The 16,459-nt window shown below is 64.8% G+C and carries 17 protein-coding genes; 9 read left to right on the forward strand and 8 right to left on the reverse strand.

The annotated features are described in order from the left end of the window. The first annotated feature begins 61 nt into the window (after positions 1–61). From ACZY0B_RS01665 to ACZY0B_RS01680, 4 genes are all read left to right on the forward strand, one after another. Entirely contained in the window at positions 62–370 is a 309-nt protein-coding gene (locus ACZY0B_RS01665) for a hypothetical protein (RefSeq protein ID WP_463762191.1), read from the forward strand. Between the two features lie 88 nt (positions 371–458). Then, positions 459–1,586 (forward strand): hypothetical protein, encoded by a 1,128-nt coding sequence (locus ACZY0B_RS01670; RefSeq protein ID WP_463762192.1) that lies wholly within the window; start codon positions 459–461, stop codon positions 1,584–1,586. Then, positions 1,583–2,365 (forward strand): SDR family oxidoreductase, encoded by a 783-nt coding sequence (locus tag ACZY0B_RS01675; protein WP_463762193.1) that lies wholly within the window; start codon positions 1,583–1,585, stop codon positions 2,363–2,365. Before ACZY0B_RS01670 ends, ACZY0B_RS01675 begins: the two co-directional genes overlap by 4 nt. Beyond that, positions 2,365–3,519: a sulfotransferase family protein gene (locus ACZY0B_RS01680; RefSeq protein WP_463762194.1), complete on the forward strand. Its 1,155-nt coding sequence runs from the start codon at positions 2,365–2,367 to the stop codon at positions 3,517–3,519. Before ACZY0B_RS01675 ends, ACZY0B_RS01680 begins: the two co-directional genes overlap by 1 nt. Positions 3,520–3,637: 118 nt before the next feature. Here the strand turns inward: ACZY0B_RS01680 and ACZY0B_RS01685 are convergent, their stop codons facing one another. Further along, positions 3,638–4,087 (reverse strand): hypothetical protein, encoded by a 450-nt coding sequence (locus ACZY0B_RS01685; RefSeq protein ID WP_463762195.1) that lies wholly within the window; start codon positions 4,085–4,087, stop codon positions 3,638–3,640. Between the two features lie 4 nt (positions 4,088–4,091). After that, positions 4,092–5,264: a Rieske 2Fe-2S domain-containing protein gene (locus tag ACZY0B_RS01690; RefSeq protein ID WP_463762196.1), complete on the reverse strand. Its 1,173-nt coding sequence runs from the start codon at positions 5,262–5,264 to the stop codon at positions 4,092–4,094. 114 nt (positions 5,265–5,378) lie between these two features. On the opposite strand from ACZY0B_RS01690, the gene ACZY0B_RS01695 reads away from it, so the two are divergent. Then, on the forward strand, positions 5,379–5,903 hold the full coding sequence (locus ACZY0B_RS01695; RefSeq protein WP_463762197.1) for a gamma carbonic anhydrase family protein: 525 nt from the start codon (positions 5,379–5,381) through the stop codon (positions 5,901–5,903). A gap of 54 nt (positions 5,904–5,957) precedes the next feature. On the opposite strand, the gene ACZY0B_RS01700 is transcribed toward ACZY0B_RS01695, so the two are convergent. The 5 genes from ACZY0B_RS01700 to ACZY0B_RS01720 all read right to left on the reverse strand — a co-directional run bounded on the left by ACZY0B_RS01700 (position 5,958) and on the right by ACZY0B_RS01720 (position 10,702). After that, positions 5,958–6,938 (reverse strand): NHL repeat-containing protein, encoded by a 981-nt coding sequence (locus tag ACZY0B_RS01700; protein ID WP_463762198.1) that lies wholly within the window; start codon positions 6,936–6,938, stop codon positions 5,958–5,960. An 82-nt stretch (positions 6,939–7,020) separates the two neighbouring features. Next, a complete protein-coding gene (locus ACZY0B_RS01705) occupies positions 7,021–7,443 on the reverse strand; it encodes a nuclear transport factor 2 family protein (RefSeq protein ID WP_463762199.1) in 423 nt (140 codons plus the stop codon). Next, entirely contained in the window at positions 7,440–8,633 is a 1,194-nt protein-coding gene (locus ACZY0B_RS01710) for a thiolase domain-containing protein (RefSeq protein WP_463762200.1), read from the reverse strand. Before ACZY0B_RS01710 ends, ACZY0B_RS01705 begins: the two co-directional genes overlap by 4 nt. Continuing rightward, positions 8,633–9,697 (reverse strand): thiolase domain-containing protein, encoded by a 1,065-nt coding sequence (locus tag ACZY0B_RS01715; protein ID WP_463762201.1) that lies wholly within the window; start codon positions 9,695–9,697, stop codon positions 8,633–8,635. The genes ACZY0B_RS01710 and ACZY0B_RS01715 overlap by 1 nt, the downstream gene beginning before the upstream one ends. Before the next feature lie 15 nt (positions 9,698–9,712). Beyond that, positions 9,713–10,702, reverse strand: coding sequence for a Zn-ribbon domain-containing OB-fold protein (locus ACZY0B_RS01720; protein ID WP_463762203.1), 990 nt, complete (start codon positions 10,700–10,702; stop codon positions 9,713–9,715). A 70-nt stretch (positions 10,703–10,772) separates the two neighbouring features. Here ACZY0B_RS01720 and ACZY0B_RS01725 point away from each other — a divergent pair, with 70 nt between their 5' ends. Genes ACZY0B_RS01725 through ACZY0B_RS01735 form a run of 3 tightly spaced genes read left to right on the forward strand, consistent with a single transcriptional unit; the run spans position 10,773 to position 13,767 of the window. Beyond that, on the forward strand, positions 10,773–11,804 hold the full coding sequence (locus ACZY0B_RS01725) for an LLM class F420-dependent oxidoreductase (protein WP_463762204.1): 1,032 nt from the start codon (positions 10,773–10,775) through the stop codon (positions 11,802–11,804). A gap of 44 nt (positions 11,805–11,848) precedes the next feature. Continuing rightward, on the forward strand, positions 11,849–12,574 hold the full coding sequence (locus ACZY0B_RS01730) for an acetoacetate decarboxylase family protein (protein WP_463762205.1): 726 nt from the start codon (positions 11,849–11,851) through the stop codon (positions 12,572–12,574). Next, complete coding sequence (locus ACZY0B_RS01735) at positions 12,571–13,767, forward strand: cytochrome P450 (protein WP_463762206.1); 1,197 nt, start codon at positions 12,571–12,573, stop codon at positions 13,765–13,767. The genes ACZY0B_RS01730 and ACZY0B_RS01735 overlap by 4 nt, the downstream gene beginning before the upstream one ends. A 153-nt stretch (positions 13,768–13,920) precedes the next feature. Here ACZY0B_RS01735 and ACZY0B_RS01740 read toward each other — a convergent pair whose 3' ends face one another. Then, positions 13,921–14,763 carry a crotonase/enoyl-CoA hydratase family protein gene (locus ACZY0B_RS01740; protein ID WP_463762207.1) on the reverse strand — a complete coding sequence of 281 codons (843 nt, stop codon included), beginning with the start codon at positions 14,761–14,763 and terminating at the stop codon, positions 13,921–13,923. A gap of 34 nt (positions 14,764–14,797) precedes the next feature. Here ACZY0B_RS01740 and ACZY0B_RS01745 point away from each other — a divergent pair, with 34 nt between their 5' ends. Beyond that, complete coding sequence (locus ACZY0B_RS01745; RefSeq protein WP_463762208.1) at positions 14,798–16,450, forward strand: acyl-CoA synthetase; 1,653 nt, start codon at positions 14,798–14,800, stop codon at positions 16,448–16,450. The last annotated feature ends 9 nt before the right edge of the window (positions 16,451–16,459 follow it).

Raw genomic sequence — 16,459 nt, forward strand, 5'->3', positions numbered from 1 at the left:
CTGCACCCGAGCACAGTCAGGGCACAGCCCGGGCACAGCTGGCCCGGGTAACCTGACCCGCATGAGCACATCCAACACACGCGGCCTTCGGCGCCGCGGACTGTACGGCCTGCTCGCCGGGGGGCTATTAACTTCCACCGCCGCGACGCTGATCGCGCTGCCTTTGGCGGGGACAGCCAACGCGGATCCGTGCAATCAGACCGTGGGTCAGTCCATCAACGCGTACCTAACGCGGCATCCCGACGTCAAAGCGCAGCTGTCCGCCAAGTCTCAGGCGGAGGGCGGCGGCCCCAACGTCATGGACTACCTGAGTCGGCATCCCGATGTGCGGCAGCATCTGATCGACCTGTCGCAGCAGTGCACCTCTTAGCGATCGGGCCTCGTCGGCAAACGTAAGCGGCGACGCGCGGGAATGTTCGCCATTGACGAAAAAGTAGAACACGTTCTAGCGTCTAGGCGTGTTCTCTGATCCCCTTACCTCCGCGATCGCCGAGGCCGAAGAGTTAGTCGCCGCCGCTCCCTTCATCGAGACCGAAGCCGACCTGCTCGAAGGACTGCAGTATCTGGCCGGTGGTATCTCGGCCTGCATCCACATGGCCGTCGACTACGACCGCGACCATCCCTTCCTGCAGTCGGGCACCGGGCCGTTCACCAAGATGGGTCTGGACAACCCCGACACGCTGTACTTCGGGACCCGTCTGCACGCCAACCATGACTACGTGGTCACAGGCCGGCGCGGTACCACCACGGACCTGAGCTTCCAGTTACTCGGCGGCGAGTACACCGACGACAACGTGCCTGTCAGCCAGGCCGCGTTCGACGACCGTGAACTCGAGATCGCCGCGGACGGCAGCTTCGAGTGGCGGGTGCGCCCGACGAGCAACGGTCAGCTGGTGATGCGCGAGGTGTACGGCGACTGGTCGGCGCAACGCGGCACGCTGGCGATCTCCCGGCTGGACACCGCCGGCACCGCGCCGCCGCCGCTGACCCGCGAGACGATCGAAAGGCGTTATGCCACAGCGGCAAAGCAGCTAGTGCAGCGAATCAAGACCTGGCTGCAATTCCCGCAGTGGTTCTATGACAATCTCCCGGTCAACACCATGGTGGCACCGCGGCTGACCCCAGGCGGACTGTCCACCCAGTACTCGTCGGTCGGGCATTGGGATCTGCGGCCCGATCAGGCGCTGGTGATCACGATCCCGGTGTCGGATGCGCCGTACCTCGGCTTCCAGTTAGGCAGCCTGTGGTACATCTCGCTGGACTACATCAACCACCAGACCTCGCTGAACAACACTCAGGCCCAAGCGGATCCGGATGGCAAGGTTCGCATCGTCGTCGCGGATGGGAATCCGGGTGTTACCAACTGGGTCGAGACCCTCGGCCACCGCCGCGGCTATCTGCAGTTCCGCTGGCAGCGGGTGTCTCGCCAGCTCACCGACGCCGACGGACCCACGGTCGAGTTGGTCGACCTCGGCGCGGTGGCAAGCAAGCTGCCCTACTTCGAGCACAACAAGATTTCTGAGGACGACTGGCGTGCGCGAATTGCGCTGCGCCACCAACAAATTCAGGCGAGGATGCTGGGATGACGAAGTTGCTTGACGGCAAGGTTGTGGTGATCAGCGGTGTCGGCCCGGGTCTGGGCACCACGTTGGCACACCGATGCACCCAACAGGGCGCCGACCTGGTGCTGGCGGCCCGCACCCCAGAACGCCTGGACGACGTCGCGAAACAGATCGCCAACGCCGGCGGTCGTGCGGTGACGGTGCCCACCGACATCACCGACGACGACCAGGTGAACAACCTCGTCGCTGCCACGCTAGAGGCCTATGGGAAAGTCGACGTGCTGATCAACAACGCGTTCCGAGTGCCGTCGATGAAACCGTTGGCCGGCACCACCTTTCAGCATATCCGCGATGCGATCGAACTCAGCGCACTCGGCGCGCTGCGGCTCATCCAGGGCTTCACCCCCGCGCTGGCCGCGTCGCACGGCTCGGTCGTGAACGTCAACTCCATGGTGATCCGGCACTCGCAGGCGAAATACGGCGCCTACAAGATGGCCAAGTCCGCCCTGCTGTCCATGTCGCAGTCGTTGGCCACCGAGTTGGGCGAACAGGGTATTCGCGTCAATTCCGTTGCACCCGGCTATATCTGGGGCGACACCCTGCAGGCGTACTTCAACCATCAGGCCGGCAAGTACGGCACCACGCCCGAGCAGATCTACGAGGCCACCGCCGCCAACTCCGACCTCAAGCGGCTGCCCACCGAGGACGAGGTGGCCTCGGCGATTCTGTTCATGGCCAGCGACCTGTCCAGCGGTATCACCGGGCAGACCCTGGATGTCAACTGCGGGGAGTACCACACCTAATGGCAGAGCGCACCGGCCTGACCAATGTAGGCACCGTCGACGACCTGCAAGCGTCGGCAACCAAGCTGGTCGGGCTCGACGACTTCGGCGTCGACGACGACAACTACCGCGAAGCGCTAGGCGTGCTGCTGGACTCCTACCAGCGTGACGCCGGCCTAACCGCGTTGGGCAGCAAGATGAATCGGTTCTTTCTGCGCGGCGCGCTAGTGGCCAGGCTGTTCTCCGAGTCCGCGTGGAAGCAGTATCCGCAGCACGCCGACGTCGGCATCGAGCGGCCGATCTTTGTCACCGGGCTGCCGCGCACCGGCACTACGATTTTGCACCGGCTACTGGGGGCGGACCCGGTCCATCAGGGCCTGCACCTGTGGCTGGCCGAGTTCCCGCAGCCGCGTCCGCCTCGCGACACGTGGGAATCAAACCCGTGGTACAGCCAGCTGAATGCGCAGTTCAACCAGCATCACCAAGAGAACCCGGAGTACACCGGCCTGCATTTCATGGCCGCCTACGAGCTGGAGGAGTGCTGGCAGCTGCTGCGGCAGTCGCTGCATTCGGTGTCATACGAGACGCTGTCGCACCTACCCACCTACTCGCGGTGGCTGTCGCAACAGGACTGGACGCCGTCGTATCAGCGGCACCGCCGCAACCTTCAGCTGATCGGGCTGAACGACACCGAAAAGCGTTGGGTGCTCAAGAATCCCAGCCATCTGTTTGCGTTGGACGCGTTGATGGCGACCTATCCGGACGCCCTAGTGATACAGACCCACCGGCCGGTTGAAACGATCCTGGCGTCGATGTGCTCCTTGGCACAGCACACCGCCGAGGGATGGTCGACGACCTTCTCCGGCGCCCAGATCGGTGCTGACGCAATGGAAACCTGGTCGCGCGGTCTGCAGCGGTTCAACACCGAACGTGCCAAGTACAACCCCGCCCAGTTCTGCGACGTCGACTACCACGATTTGATCGCCGATCCGCTCGGAACGGTCACAGGCGTGTACGGTCACTTCGGCATGACGCTGACCGACGACGCACGAAAGGCTATGGAGGACAGCCACGCCGAGAGTCAGACCGGCGCCCGGGCTCCGAAGCACAAGTACTCGCTGGCCGATTACGGACTCACCGCTGAAGAGGTCAAGGAGCGGTTCGCCGGGCTGTGAGCGACTGGTCCGTGCCGAGCTTGTTCACGATGTGCGGGCACAACGACAGTTCCTTTCGGCAGAGGCAGGTGTGGCGAGACGCCACAGGGTAGTCGGGTGCTGCCCCAGCAGCGTTGAGTCAGTCGCCGTCCGGTGTCGAATCCAAATAGCCCTCGGCGACCGCATGTTCGATGCTGTCGCTCAGCCTGGGGCAGGACCTCGTTCGTGCGGTGTCGCCGCCGGACGCGCGCACCTCGGCAAAGTGGGCACAGCGCTGCGACGCGTCAGCATTCCATTGCACCGAAGTGTGTCCCGGCCCCAGCCTGCGCACGGTCACCGTGACGTGGCAGAAGCGGCAATCCACCGGCTGCAGACCGGACGTGAGATAGCGCTCCCGGTCGGCGCGGCTGGCCTCACGGACTTCGGCCGCGCGCTGTGGGTCGTTGGCGAAATCTCTTGACTTCGACCAGATTCCAGACCCGCCGTTGCCAGCGGGCTTGTCCTCGTGGTCGTGGCCGTCACCATGCAGCAGCAGCATCGACCGAGCGAGCCGATCGACGTCGGGAACCGCCGGCTGATCGTCAGACATGTCGTCAGTGTTGTTCGACTGGAACTTCTTGTGCCGCAGGGGCTTCGGCATCCTGTGCCTTCAGGTTCTCGGCGACTTCGACGTTCCAGTGTTCAATGGCACGGGTGGTGTCCACCTCGATCTCGAAGCGCTCCACCATTTCCGGCTCGACGTCGGCGGCATCGACGTAGAACTGCTGATACCAGCGACGCAGCTGGTACACGGCGCCGTCTTCTTCGACCAGCAGCGGGTTGTCGATCCTGGTCTTGTGCTTCCAGATTTCGACGTCCTGCAGGAAGCCCTTGCTGACACCCTCGGTGAAAACCCTGGACAGCTTCTCGGTCATCTTTTCGTCCATGCCCTTGGGCTTTTCGACGATGACGCCCCACTGCAGAACGAACGAGTTCTGGGTCACCGGGTAGTGGCAGTTGATCAGAATCGACTCGGCCTTGTAGCCGCCGTAGCTGTTGTGCAGCCAGTTGATCATGAACGACGGACCGAAGTAGGACGCCTCGGAATCCAGGTGCGCCTCGCCGTAGGAGGTGCCCAGATCATTGACGTCCGGCCGACCCACGTTGTGCAGGTATTGCGAGGCGATGTGGCCCTCGAAGACGTTCTTGAAGTACGTCGGCAACCCGAAGTGGATGTAGAAGAAGTGCGCCATGTCGGTGACGTTGTCAATGATGTCGCGGCAGTTGGACCCCTCGATGAGGATGCTGTTCCACCGCCACTCGGTCCACTCGTCGCTGTGGGACTCCGGGATGTCCGGAATGCGGACGGCGGGGTCCGGCGGGTTGTTCTCGTGGTCGTGCCAGACGAACAGCAGGCCACCGCGCACATCGGTCGTCCACGACCGCGTGCGCGCCGTTTTGGGTGTCCGCTTGGCGTACGGCACCAGCTTGCAGCGGCCGTCGCCGCCCCAGCGCCAGTCGTGGAACGGGCACGCGACCTCGTCACCCTTGATGGTGCCCTCGGACAGATCCCCGCCCATGTGGCGGCAGTAGCCGTCGAGGACCTTGATGTCCCCCTGCGAGTCTGCGAAGACCACCAACTTGGTGCCGAAAGCCTCGACGGAATGCGGCTTGCCGTCCTGGAAGTCCTTTGCAACGCCCAGGCAGTGCCAGCCGCGGGCGTATCTGGTCGGCAACGCGCCGGGATCGATTTCCCGGATGCCGACCGCTTTGGTGTCGGTAGTCACCTGTCACCTCCAACTTTCTGCCCTCTAACTAGAACACGTTACAGTTTTCTGACCCGTAAGCGCAACGACAGCGGGTCTAACCACGGGATATTCATGCTGGGGTATATCTAGACGATGCCACTGTTTGCTTTCGAGGGTCGGGCGCCACGGATCGATCCGACGGCTTTCGTAGCGCCGACAGCGACCCTGATCGGCGACGTCACTGTCGAGGCCGGGGCGTCGGTCTGGTTCAACGCCGTACTACGCGGCGACTATGGGCCGATCGTCGTGCGGGAAGGCGCCAATGTGCAGGACGGGTCGGTGTTGCACGCGCCGCCGGGGATCCCCGTCGATATCGGACCGGGTGCGACGGTGGCCCATATGTGCGTCATTCACGGGGTGCACGTCGGTGCTGAGGCACTGATCGCCAACCACGCCACTGTTCTCGACGGGGCCGTGATCGGTGCGCGCAGCTTGATCGCAGCCCATTCTCTGGTGACGGCCGGCACGCAGATTCCGGCCGGCATGCTGGCGGTCGGCGCACCGGCTCAGATCAAGGGCCCGATCGCCGGAACCGGCGCCGAGATGTGGATCAACCTGAACCCGCAGGCCTACCGCGACCTGGCGCAGCGGCATCTCGCCGGGCTGGAGCCGATCTAGACGCGGGTCGGCACCGATTCGATTGCGTGCTCGGCGAATTCGCTGCTGCCCGGATCAATGCGCGAGTTCGGTCGTATGGTATCCCGCCGGCAGTTTCACCACTCGGTTGTCGAAGTCGACCACGTACACGTCTCCCTGATCGCCCACGGCTATTCCATAGGGAGCGAAGAGATCACCGAAGGGGAGCTGGGACACGGTGTTGGAGCCCGCCGTCAGTCGTAGCACCCGGTTGTTGTTCAAGTCGGTGATGTAGACGCTGTTGCTGCGGTCGACCGCCACACTGTTCGGAAAGTTCAGGCCGCCAAACGGGAGGATGACCGGGGTGGTCGTGCCCGCGGCCAGCTTCTGCACCCGATTGTTGCCGGCATCGGCGACGTAAATGCCGTCGTTGCTGTCCACCGCCAGGTCGTATGGCTGGTTCAGCCCAGTGAACGGCACCGGGAGCTGGGTGTTCGATCCGGCCGGCAGTTCGAGCACCTGGTTGCTCTTGAAGTCGGCGACGTAGACGTTGCCGCTGCTGTCCACCGTCACACCGTGCGGCTCGATCAGGCCGGTGAATGCGAGCTCGACCTGAGTCTTGGAGCCGGCGGCGAGAATCAATACCCGCTTGTTGGACTGGTCGACGACGTAGAGGCCGCCCTGCTTGTCCACCGCCACACCGGCCGGACGGTTCAGGCCGGTGAACGGCAACTCGATGGGTGTGCTCGCACCGGCCGGCAGCTCGAGCACCCGGTTGCCGCCAGAGTCGGCGACGTACACATTGCCCGCGCTATCCACCTCCACGCCTTGGGGGTCCGCCAGTCGCAGCGGCAGTACGACCGCGCTCGCGGCGGGCGGCGGGGAGCTCGACGTCACGGTCTGCGTGGACGCGGCGTTCCCTGACGACGGGCGACCGAAGACGAAGTATCCGGCCACGCCGAGGACCGCGAGCATGACAACGGCTACCGCGCCCACGATCGCCAGTGTGGGTCGGGTCCGACGCGAGTGCCGCGAATCGTCCTTCGCGGGCGCTTCGAACTCCCAGTCGTCGTCCATGGGCCGCCTCTCTGCACCACCACGGTGATCGCGACACCAGGACACTACCGCGTGGGACCGGCCGGCGCGAGAAGAGAGCTTCCTAGACCTTCCGGGTATTGGCGGCCGCTTGGTCCATCTCCCAATAAGCGCGCAGGGCAACCAGTTTGCCCTCGTCATTGGCCTTGTACGTGAAAACACCCTCGGCCGTTGTCTGGTACTCGCCGGTCGTGATGAGGATGTGGCCGACGTTCGCTTCCTCGTTGCCGCACTGGTAGGTCTCGCGGAAGAAGAACTCGATCTTCGTCGTGGGGGCGATGGCCTGGTCCCAGAACGCCGAGATCGCGTCGCGGCCCCGGTGTCCTTTGCCCTCGGGGTCGAACGCCGACGGCCCAATGGGATCCTCGACGATGGCGTCCTCGGTGAACGCCGCCAGCCACGCTTCCTTGTCCCTGGCCCCGACCGCCTCGCGCGAGCGACGGCCGGCCTCATGGGCCGGGTGCTTCGTCTTCTCGGCGTGGCTCACGCGTCTACCTTTTCGGGCTTGTCGGCACTGACCACCCACATGGAGTAGTACTGCGAACCGCCACCGTAGGCGTGTCCCAACGCTTTTCGGGCGTTAGGCACCTGGTGGTCGCCGCCCTTGCCCATCACCTGGATTGCCGACTCGGCGAAGCGAATGAGGCCCGAGGCGCCGATCGGGTTCGACGAGAGCACGCCGCCGGACGGGTTCACCGGGAGCCGTCCGCCGATCTTGGTTTCGCCGGCCTCGGTGAGCTTCCAGCCCTCGCCCTCGGGGGCAAATCCCAGGTTCTCCAACCACATTGGCTCGAACCAAGAGAACGGCACGTAGATCTCGGCGGCATCGATCTCGTCGATCGGGCTCTTGATGCCGGCTGCTTTCCAGAGAGCGGCGGCGGCGTCGCGCCCGGCTTGCGGGCTGACCTGGTCGCGGCCCGAGAACTGCAGCGGCTCGGTGCGCAGCGCGGTGGCGTGTATCCAGGCCACCGGTTGTCCTTGCGCCAAGCGGGCTTCGGCGATTTCCTCATTGCCGATGACGACTGCAGCTGCGCCATCGGAGGACGGGCAGGTCTCGTCGTAGCGGATCGGGTCCCACAGCATCGGGGACTCCATCACCTTTTCCACGGTGATGTCGGGCTGGTGTAGATGGGCCAGCGGGTTGCGTGCGCCGTTGAGCCGGTCCTTGACCGCGACGATGGCACCGATGTTCAACGGTGCGCCCGAGCGGCGTATGTAGGACCGCACGTGCGGAGCGAAATAGCCACCCGCGCCCGCGCCGACCGGCTTGATGAAGGGGATCGGAATCGACAACGCCCACATGGCATTTGATTCCGACTGCTTCTCCCAAGCCATCGCCAGCACGCGCCGGTACTTCCCGGACTGCACCAGGCTGGCGGCCACCACCGCGGTGGACCCACCGACCGAACCCGCGGTGTGCACCCGGATGAGTGGCTTGCCGGTGGCGCCCATGGCATCGGCCATGAACAGCTCCGGCATCATGACGCCCTCGAAGAAGTCCGGCGCCTTGCCGACCACGATCGCGTCGATGTCGTCGAAGGTCGAACCGGAGTCTTCCAGCGCACGGTCGATCGCCTCGCGCACCAGGCCGTTCATCGAAACGTCTTTGCGCTTGGCTACATACTTGGTTTGCCCGGTACCCAGTACCGCGGCGAGATGCGCACCTGCACCGGCCATCAGTTTTTTCCTTCCATGACCGCGACCAGGTTCTGTTGCAGCGCAGGACCGCTGGTGGCATGCGCCAGCACCCGGTTCGCCGAACCATCCCAGATGTGTTGTGCGGCAAATCCGATGCGCTCGAGACCGGCAACGAACATGGGGTTCGCCGACAGCGCACCGCCGGACGGATTTACTCTTGTCTTCCCGGGAATCCGGATGGCATCCGCCAGGATCAGGTGCTGGTGGGTGAACGGTGCATGGATCTCGGCGACGTCGAGGTTGGCCGTGTTGTCGCCGGTGGCGATCTTGGCCGCTGTCCGGGTGGACGGGGAGCTGGTCAGATCACGCGCACCGAGCACGGGGGTTTCGATGCGATGCTCGATTCCGGTTATCCAGGCCGGGTTTTCGCGCAACTCGCGGGCGCGGTCGTCGGCGGCAAGCACGATCGCGGCCGCGCCGTCGGTGATCGGTGCGATGTCGTGGCGTCGCAGCGGATCAGCGAAGAAGGGCCGGTCGAGCAGGTCCTCGACGTTGACCGCCGACTCCACCCTGTCGACTCGGCGGGCGTTGGCGAATGCATCGAACGCGACGCGGGCCATCTGGATTTCGGTCCACTTGCCGGAGTCGAGCCCCATACGGGCTTGCAGTCCGGCCATCGACACCGAGTCCGGCCACAGCGGAGCGACGGTGTAGGGGTCGGTCTGTCGCGACAGGATCTGACGCAGAATCCCGGCCGAGGACTTGCCGAAGCCGTACACCAGCGCGGTGTCGACCTCGCCGGTCAGGATCTTGATGTAGGCCTCGTAGAGGGCCCAGGCTGCGTCCATCTCGACGTGCGACTCGTTGATCGGTGGAACGGCGCCAATCGAGTCGATAGCGGAGATGAACGAAAATGCCCTCCCGGCAAGGTAATCGGACGATCCCGAACACCAGAAGCCGATGTCGGTCCTGGCGATACCCAGATCTTCGTAGAGCTGGGCGAAGCACGGTATCAACATCTCGACACCGTTGGTGGTGCCGTCGGTACGGCGGACATGCGGGGCGTGGGCAAAGCCGACCACCGCAACATTGCGTTCGCTCATGTGTAGGCAGGCCCTTTACAGGTGGTGCTTGTAGGTGTCGTACTCGGCGTCCGGCTCACCGGTAGGCCGGAAGTACTCGATGTTGTCGATACCGAAACCCCACTCCTCGCGGGGCCTCCAAATCGCTTCCACCCGCATGCCCATCCGCACCTCGTGCGCGTCGATGTCGGCGACGAGATGCAGGAACGGGATGTCGGCCCCGTCGAGCAGCACATAGGCCGCGACGTACGGCGGCTTGATGCGCTGGCCCTGGAACGGGATGTTGATGATGGCGAACGTCGTCACGGTGCCCTTGTCCGGCAGCTCGACGAATTCGGTGGTGGGCTGGCCGGTGGCCGGGTCCGCGCCGTGCGGCGGGAAGTAGACCTTGCCATTCTTGCCGGTCTTGGCGCCCAGCAGTTTGCCTTCCGCGATGGCCCGCAGGTAGGCGCTTTCCTCGTGCGAGGCGGTGTGCTGAATGGTCAGCGAGACCGGTGTGACGATCATCGTGACCGGGTCCTGGTCGCTGGCGGGTCCCTCGGGCTCGGCGTCCTCACCGAGCGCGAAGTAGGCGATGTCGGTGATAGCGCCCACCGTCTCGTCGGCCCAGTGCACATGCACCCGCGCGCCGGTGTTGATCTTGTCCGGTTCGCCGGCGTCGACCGCGTGCATCAACGGGGTGTCGGCACCGTCCAGCTTGATCAGTGCCCAGGCGAATGGCCGGTCCAGCGGCTGGCCCTCCAGCGGGTCGGGCTGCCAGGTCCATGACACCACGGTGCCGACTGACGACACCGGTACCATCTCGCCCAGCGGTTCGTAGGTAACCGGGTCGTACTCCGCCGGTGGCACATGCACCCGGCCATCCGATCCGCGCACCCCGAGGACGCGGCGGTCACGCAGTGCGGTGAAGAACTTGCCTAGCGTGGTTCCGACTGAACGGGTGTAGTCGAAGGCCAGAGTTAACGGCGCTGAGAGAGGCGGCTCGGAGTGATCGATCGTGGTCGGGCCGCTCGAAGTGGCTGTCACGCCATCGAGTAGAACAGGTTCTAAGAACCGTTTCAATATCGGGTCCGGTTCGGCCAGGAAAGGCGGAGAAATGAAGCTGGGTTTGCAGCTGGGATATTGGGGCGCTCAGCCTCCGGATAACCATGCGGAGCTCGTCGCCGCGGCCGAGGATGCTGGATTCGACGCCGTGTTCACCGCCGAGGCGTGGGGCTCCGACGCCTACACACCGCTGGCCTGGTGGGGCTCGTCGACGCAGCGGGTGCGACTGGGCACGTCGGTCGTTCAGCTCTCCGCGCGGACCCCGACGGCGTGCGCGATGGCCGCGCTGACGCTCGACCACCTGTCCGGTGGCCGGCACATTCTCGGACTCGGGGTGTCCGGCCCGCAGGTCGTAGAGGGCTGGTACGGCCAGACATTCCCCAAGCCGCTGGCCCGCACCCGCGAGTACATCGACATCATCCGGCAGGTGTGGGCCCGCGATGCGCCGGTGACCAGCGATGGCCCGCACTACCCGCTGCCGCGGACCGGGGAGGGCACCACGGGCCTGGGCAAGCCGCTCAAGCCCATCACCCACCCGCTGCGCGCCGACATCCCGATCATGCTGGGCGCCGAGGGGCCCAAAAATGTGGCGCTGGCCGCTGAGGTCTGCGACGGCTGGCTGCCGATCTTCTACACGCCGCGGATGGCCGACACCTACAACGAGTGGCTGGACGAGGGCTTTGCCCGCCCGGGCGCACGCCGCAGCCGCGAGGACTTCGAGATCTGCGCGACGGCCAACATCGTCATCACCGAGGACCGCAGCGCTGCATTCACGGCCATGAAGCCCTACATCGCGCTCTACATGGGTGGGATGGGCGCCGAGGACACCAACTTCCACGCCGACGTCTATCGCCGGATGGGTTATGCCGAGGTGGTCGACGACGTGACCAAGCTGTTCCGCAGCAACCAGAAGGACAAGGCCGCGGAGATCATCCCCGACGAGGTCATCGACGACGCCGCGATCGTCGGTGATGTTGACTACGTGCGTAAGCAGATCAAGGCATGGGAGGCCGCCGGCGTCACGATGATGGTGGTCTCTGGCCGCTCTTCCGAGCAGGTCCGGGACCTCGCCGCGCTGATCTAGCGATTTGCTTGCCCCGTCAATAGAACGGGTTCTAGATTGACCGGATGACAGCCTCGCAGTACACCATCGCCGGCACGGTGATCACCATGCCGGTACAGATCCGCAAGGCAAATCAGCACATGGCGATGTTCTCGGTGGATGCCGACGCCGCTCAGCACCTGATCGACTACAGCGGCCTGCAGGTCTGCCGCTACCTGCCCGGGCGCGCCATCGTGGTCCTGATGCTGATGCACTACATCGACGGAGACCTGGGCCAGTACTACGAATTCGGCACCAGCGTGATGGTCAACCCACCGGGCACAGCGCCTGGATCAAAGGCGAGCCCGCGGGCCCTGCAATCGGCCGGCGCGTTCATCCACCACCTGCCCGTCGACCAGCCGTTCACGCTGGAGGCGGGAACCAAGATCTGGGGCTACCCGAAAGTCATGGCGGACTTCGTCATTCGAGAGGGCCGTCAGTTCGGGTTCGACTGCACGGTCGACGGGCAACTGGTGATCGGCATGGACTTCCGTCCCGGCCTGCCGATTCGACTGACCCCGCGCCAGCAGGCGCAGCGCAGCTACTCGCGCCGCGACGGAATCACCCGCGAGACCGCCTTCGAGCACACGCTGGACGGTGTGCGGACGCGGCTGGGTGGCGTGCGCGTCCGGCTGGGCGATCATCCATACGCGAAAGAGCTTGCGTCGCTGGGGCTTCCGAAGCGCGCGATGTTGTCCAGCTCCGCTGACCAGGTACAAATGACATTCGGCGATGCCCAGGAGATCTCATGACGATGACCAAACCCGACGTCGACTTGACCGACGGGACTTTCTACGCCGGCGACTCCCGGTCCATCTATCGCTGGATGCGGGAGAACGAGCCGGTCTTCCGGGATCGCAACGGGCTGGCAGCGGCCTCGACGTATCAGTCCGTGATCGAGGCCGAGCGCAACCCCGAGTTGTTCTCGAACGCCGGCGGCATCCGACCCGACCAGCCGGGCGTCGAGATGATGATCGAGATGGACGATCCGCAACATCTGTTGCGCCGCAAGCTCGTCAACTACGGGTTCACCCGTAAGCGGGTGAAGAACCTGGAGTCCTCGATCACCTCGTTGTGCGACACGTTGATCGACGCGGTGTGCGAACGCGGTGAATGCGACTTCGTCTGGGATCTGGCCGCGCCACTGCCGATGGCGGTCATCGGGGACATGCTCGGTGTGCGCCCGCAGGAACGCGAGATGTTCCTCAAGTGGTCCGACGATTTGGTCAGTTCCTTGAGCAGCACCGCGGCCGAGGCGGATGTCCAGGTGACCATGGACGCCTTCGCCGCCTACAGCCAATACATGATGGGCATGATCGAGAGCCGCAAGAAGGAGCCGACCGACGACCTGGTCAGCGTTCTGGTGCACGCGGAGGTCGAGGGTGCGCGGCTGGAAGACCACCAGATCGTCACCGAGGTGCTGCTGCTGCTGATCGGCGGCGACGAGACCACGCGGCACACGCTGTCCGGCGGAACCCGGCAACTGCTGCTGCACCCCGATCAGCACAAGCGTCTCGGCGGCGATCTGAGCTTGCTGCCCAACGCAATTGAAGAGATGCTGCGGTGGACGGCGCCGGTGAAGAACATGGCGCGCACGATCACCGCCGATACCGAGTTCCACGGCACCCAGCTGCGCGAGGGCGAAAAGATGATCCTGCTATTCGAGTCGGCGAACTTCGACGAGAAGGTCTTCGAGAAGCCGGAGAGCTTCAACATCGAGCGCTACCCGAACAACCACCTCGCGTTCGGCTTCGGCACGCACTTCTGTCTCGGCAACCAGCTTGCGCGGCTGGAACTGTCGATCATGCAGACCCGGCTGCTGGAGCGGCTGCCTGACATGCGGCTGGCATCTCCAGACGAGGCTCTGCCGTTGCGGCCGGCCAACTTCGTGTCCGGCCTGGAGAAGATGCCGGTGGCGTTCACCCCGAGCGCGTCGCTTTCTTGATTCCTTGCGTCGAATGTGCTCTGAGGGCGGGATTTAGGCGATTTTCTCGCCCTCAGAGCACGTTCGGCGAAGGGGGCGCCGCCAGGCAAAGGGGGCGGCGTCAGGCGAAGGGGGTAACCGTTAGGCGAAGGGGCAGGCGTCGCGCCGGGAACGTTAGCGGTTCTGGAAGTTGGGCTTGCGCTTCTCGGCGAATGCCCGCGGGCCTTCCTTGGCGTCGTCGGACAGGAACACCTTGATACCGATCTGGGTGTCGATCTTGAACGCGTCGTTCTCGTGCATGCCCTCGGTCTCGCGGATCGCCCGCAGGATCGCTTGCACGGCCAGCGGCCCGTTGTTCTCGATGAGCTCCGCGATCTCGAGCGCCTTGGTCAGCGCCTGCCCGTCGGGCACCAGGTGCCCGATCAGCCCGATCTCCTTGGCCTCGGCGGCGGTGATGTGCCGGCCGGTCAGCAGCAGGTCACAGGCCACGGTGTAGGGAATCTGGCGCACCAGCCGCACGGCGGAGCCGCCCATCGGGTAGAGGCTCCACTTGGCCTCCGAAATCCCGAACTTGGCGCTCTCGCCGGCGATGCGGATGTCTGTGCCCTGCAGAATCTCGGTGCCGCCGGCGATCGCGGGGCCTTCGACGGCCGCGATCAGCGGTTTGGTCAGCCGACGGCCCTTGAGCAGGGCGTCGATGCGTGACGGGTCGTAGCTGCCATCTTTGAACGAATCGCCCGGCGGCTTTTTGGTTGCTGACTTGAGGTCCATCCCGGCGCAGAAGTAGCCACCGGATCCGGTCAGGATGCAGCAGCGGATGTCGTCATCGTCGTCGACGCGGTCCCAGGCCTGCACCATGATTTCCATCATTTCCGTGCTCAGCGCGTTGCGGGCATGCGGTCGGTTCAGGGTGACGATCAGCGTGTGACCGCGCTGCTCAACCAGCGCGTCGGGTCCGGATTCAACGTTTGCTGGCGCCTCGGCCACGGCGACCGCCTTTCCCTCCACATCGGGCATGAACTTGTCAAGAAATGTAACACGTTCTAATTTGGTGGCCGTGGCCCTGAATATTGCCGATCTTGCCGAGCACGCCATCGACGCCGTGCCTGACCGTGTAGCACTCATCTGCGGCGATCAACAGCTGACCTACGCCGAGCTGGAGGAGAAGGCCAACCGTCTCGCGCACTACCTGGCCGAACAGGGCGTGCAAAAGGACGACAAGGTCGGGCTCTACTGCCGCAACCGCATCGAAATCGTCATCGCGATGCTCGGCATCATCAAGGCCGGCGCCATCCTGGTGAACGTCAACTACCGCTACGTCGAGGGAGAGCTTCGCTACCTGTTCGACAACTCCGACATGGTCGCGCTGGTCCACGAGCGCCAGTACTCCGACCGAGTGGCCAACGTGCTGCCCGAGACGCCCAACGTCAAGACGATCCTGGTCGTGGAGGACGGCAGCGACGACGACTTTGCGCGCTACGGCGGTGTCGAGTTCTATTCCGCGATCGCGCAGAGCTCACCCGAGCGCGACTTCGGCGAACGCAGCGCCGACGACATTTACCTGCTCTACACCGGCGGCACCACCGGCTTCCCGAAGGGCGTGATGTGGCGCCACGAGGACATCTACCGCGTGCTGTTCGGCGGAACCGATTTCGCGACAGGCGAATTCATCTCCGACGAGCACGACCTGGCCAAGGCCGCAGCGGAGAACCCGCCCATGGTCCGCCACCCGATTCCGCCGATGATCCACGGCGCCACCCAATCGGCCACCTGGATGTCGATCTTCTCGGGTCAAACCACCGTTCTCGCACCGGAATTCAACGCCGACGAGGTCTGGCGCACTATTCACAAGCACAAGGTCAACCTGTTGTTCTTCACCGGCGACGCGATGGCGCGGCCATTGCTGGACGCGCTGCTGGCGCACCAGGAGCAGGGAAACGAATACGACCTGTCGTCGCTGTTCCTGCTCGCCTCCACCGCGGCGCTGTTCTCGCCGAGCATCAAGGAGAAGTTCCTCGAGCTGCTGCCCAACCGGGTCATCACCGACTCAATTGGCTCCTCGGAGACCGGGTTTGGCGGTACCAGCGTCGTCGCCAAGGACGCGCCGCACAGCGGCGGCCCGCGTGTGACGATCGACCACCGCACCGTCGTTCTCGACGACGACGGCAACGAGGTCCAGCCCGGTTCAGGCGTGCGGGGCTTCATCGCCAAGAAGGGCAACATTCCCGTCGGCTACTACAAGGACGAGAAGAAGACCGCCGAGACGTTCAAGACCATCAACGGCGTGCGCTACGCCATCCCCGGGGATTACGCAACGGTCGAGGAGGACGGCAGCGTCACCATGCTCGGCCGTGGCTCGGTGTCGATCAACAGCGGCGGCGAAAAGATCTACCCCGAGGAGGTCGAGGCCGCGCTGAAGGGGCACCCCGACGTCTTCGACGCACTGGTCGTTGGTGTGCCCGATCCCCGGTACGGGCAGCACGTGGCCGCCGTCGTGCAGGCGCGGCCCGGGACGCGGCCGTCGCTGTCGGAGCTGGATGCCTTCGTGCGTTCCGAGATCGCGGGATACAAAGTCCCGCGCAGCCTTTGGCTGGTCGACGAGGTGAAGCGCTCGCCGGCAGGGAAGCCGGACTACCGGTGGGCCAAGGAGCAGACCGAGGCGCGGCCCGCCGACGACGTGCACGCGGCTCACGTATCTGCGTGATCCGCACCT

This window comes from Mycobacterium sp. IDUB_19 (assembly GCF_055419445.1).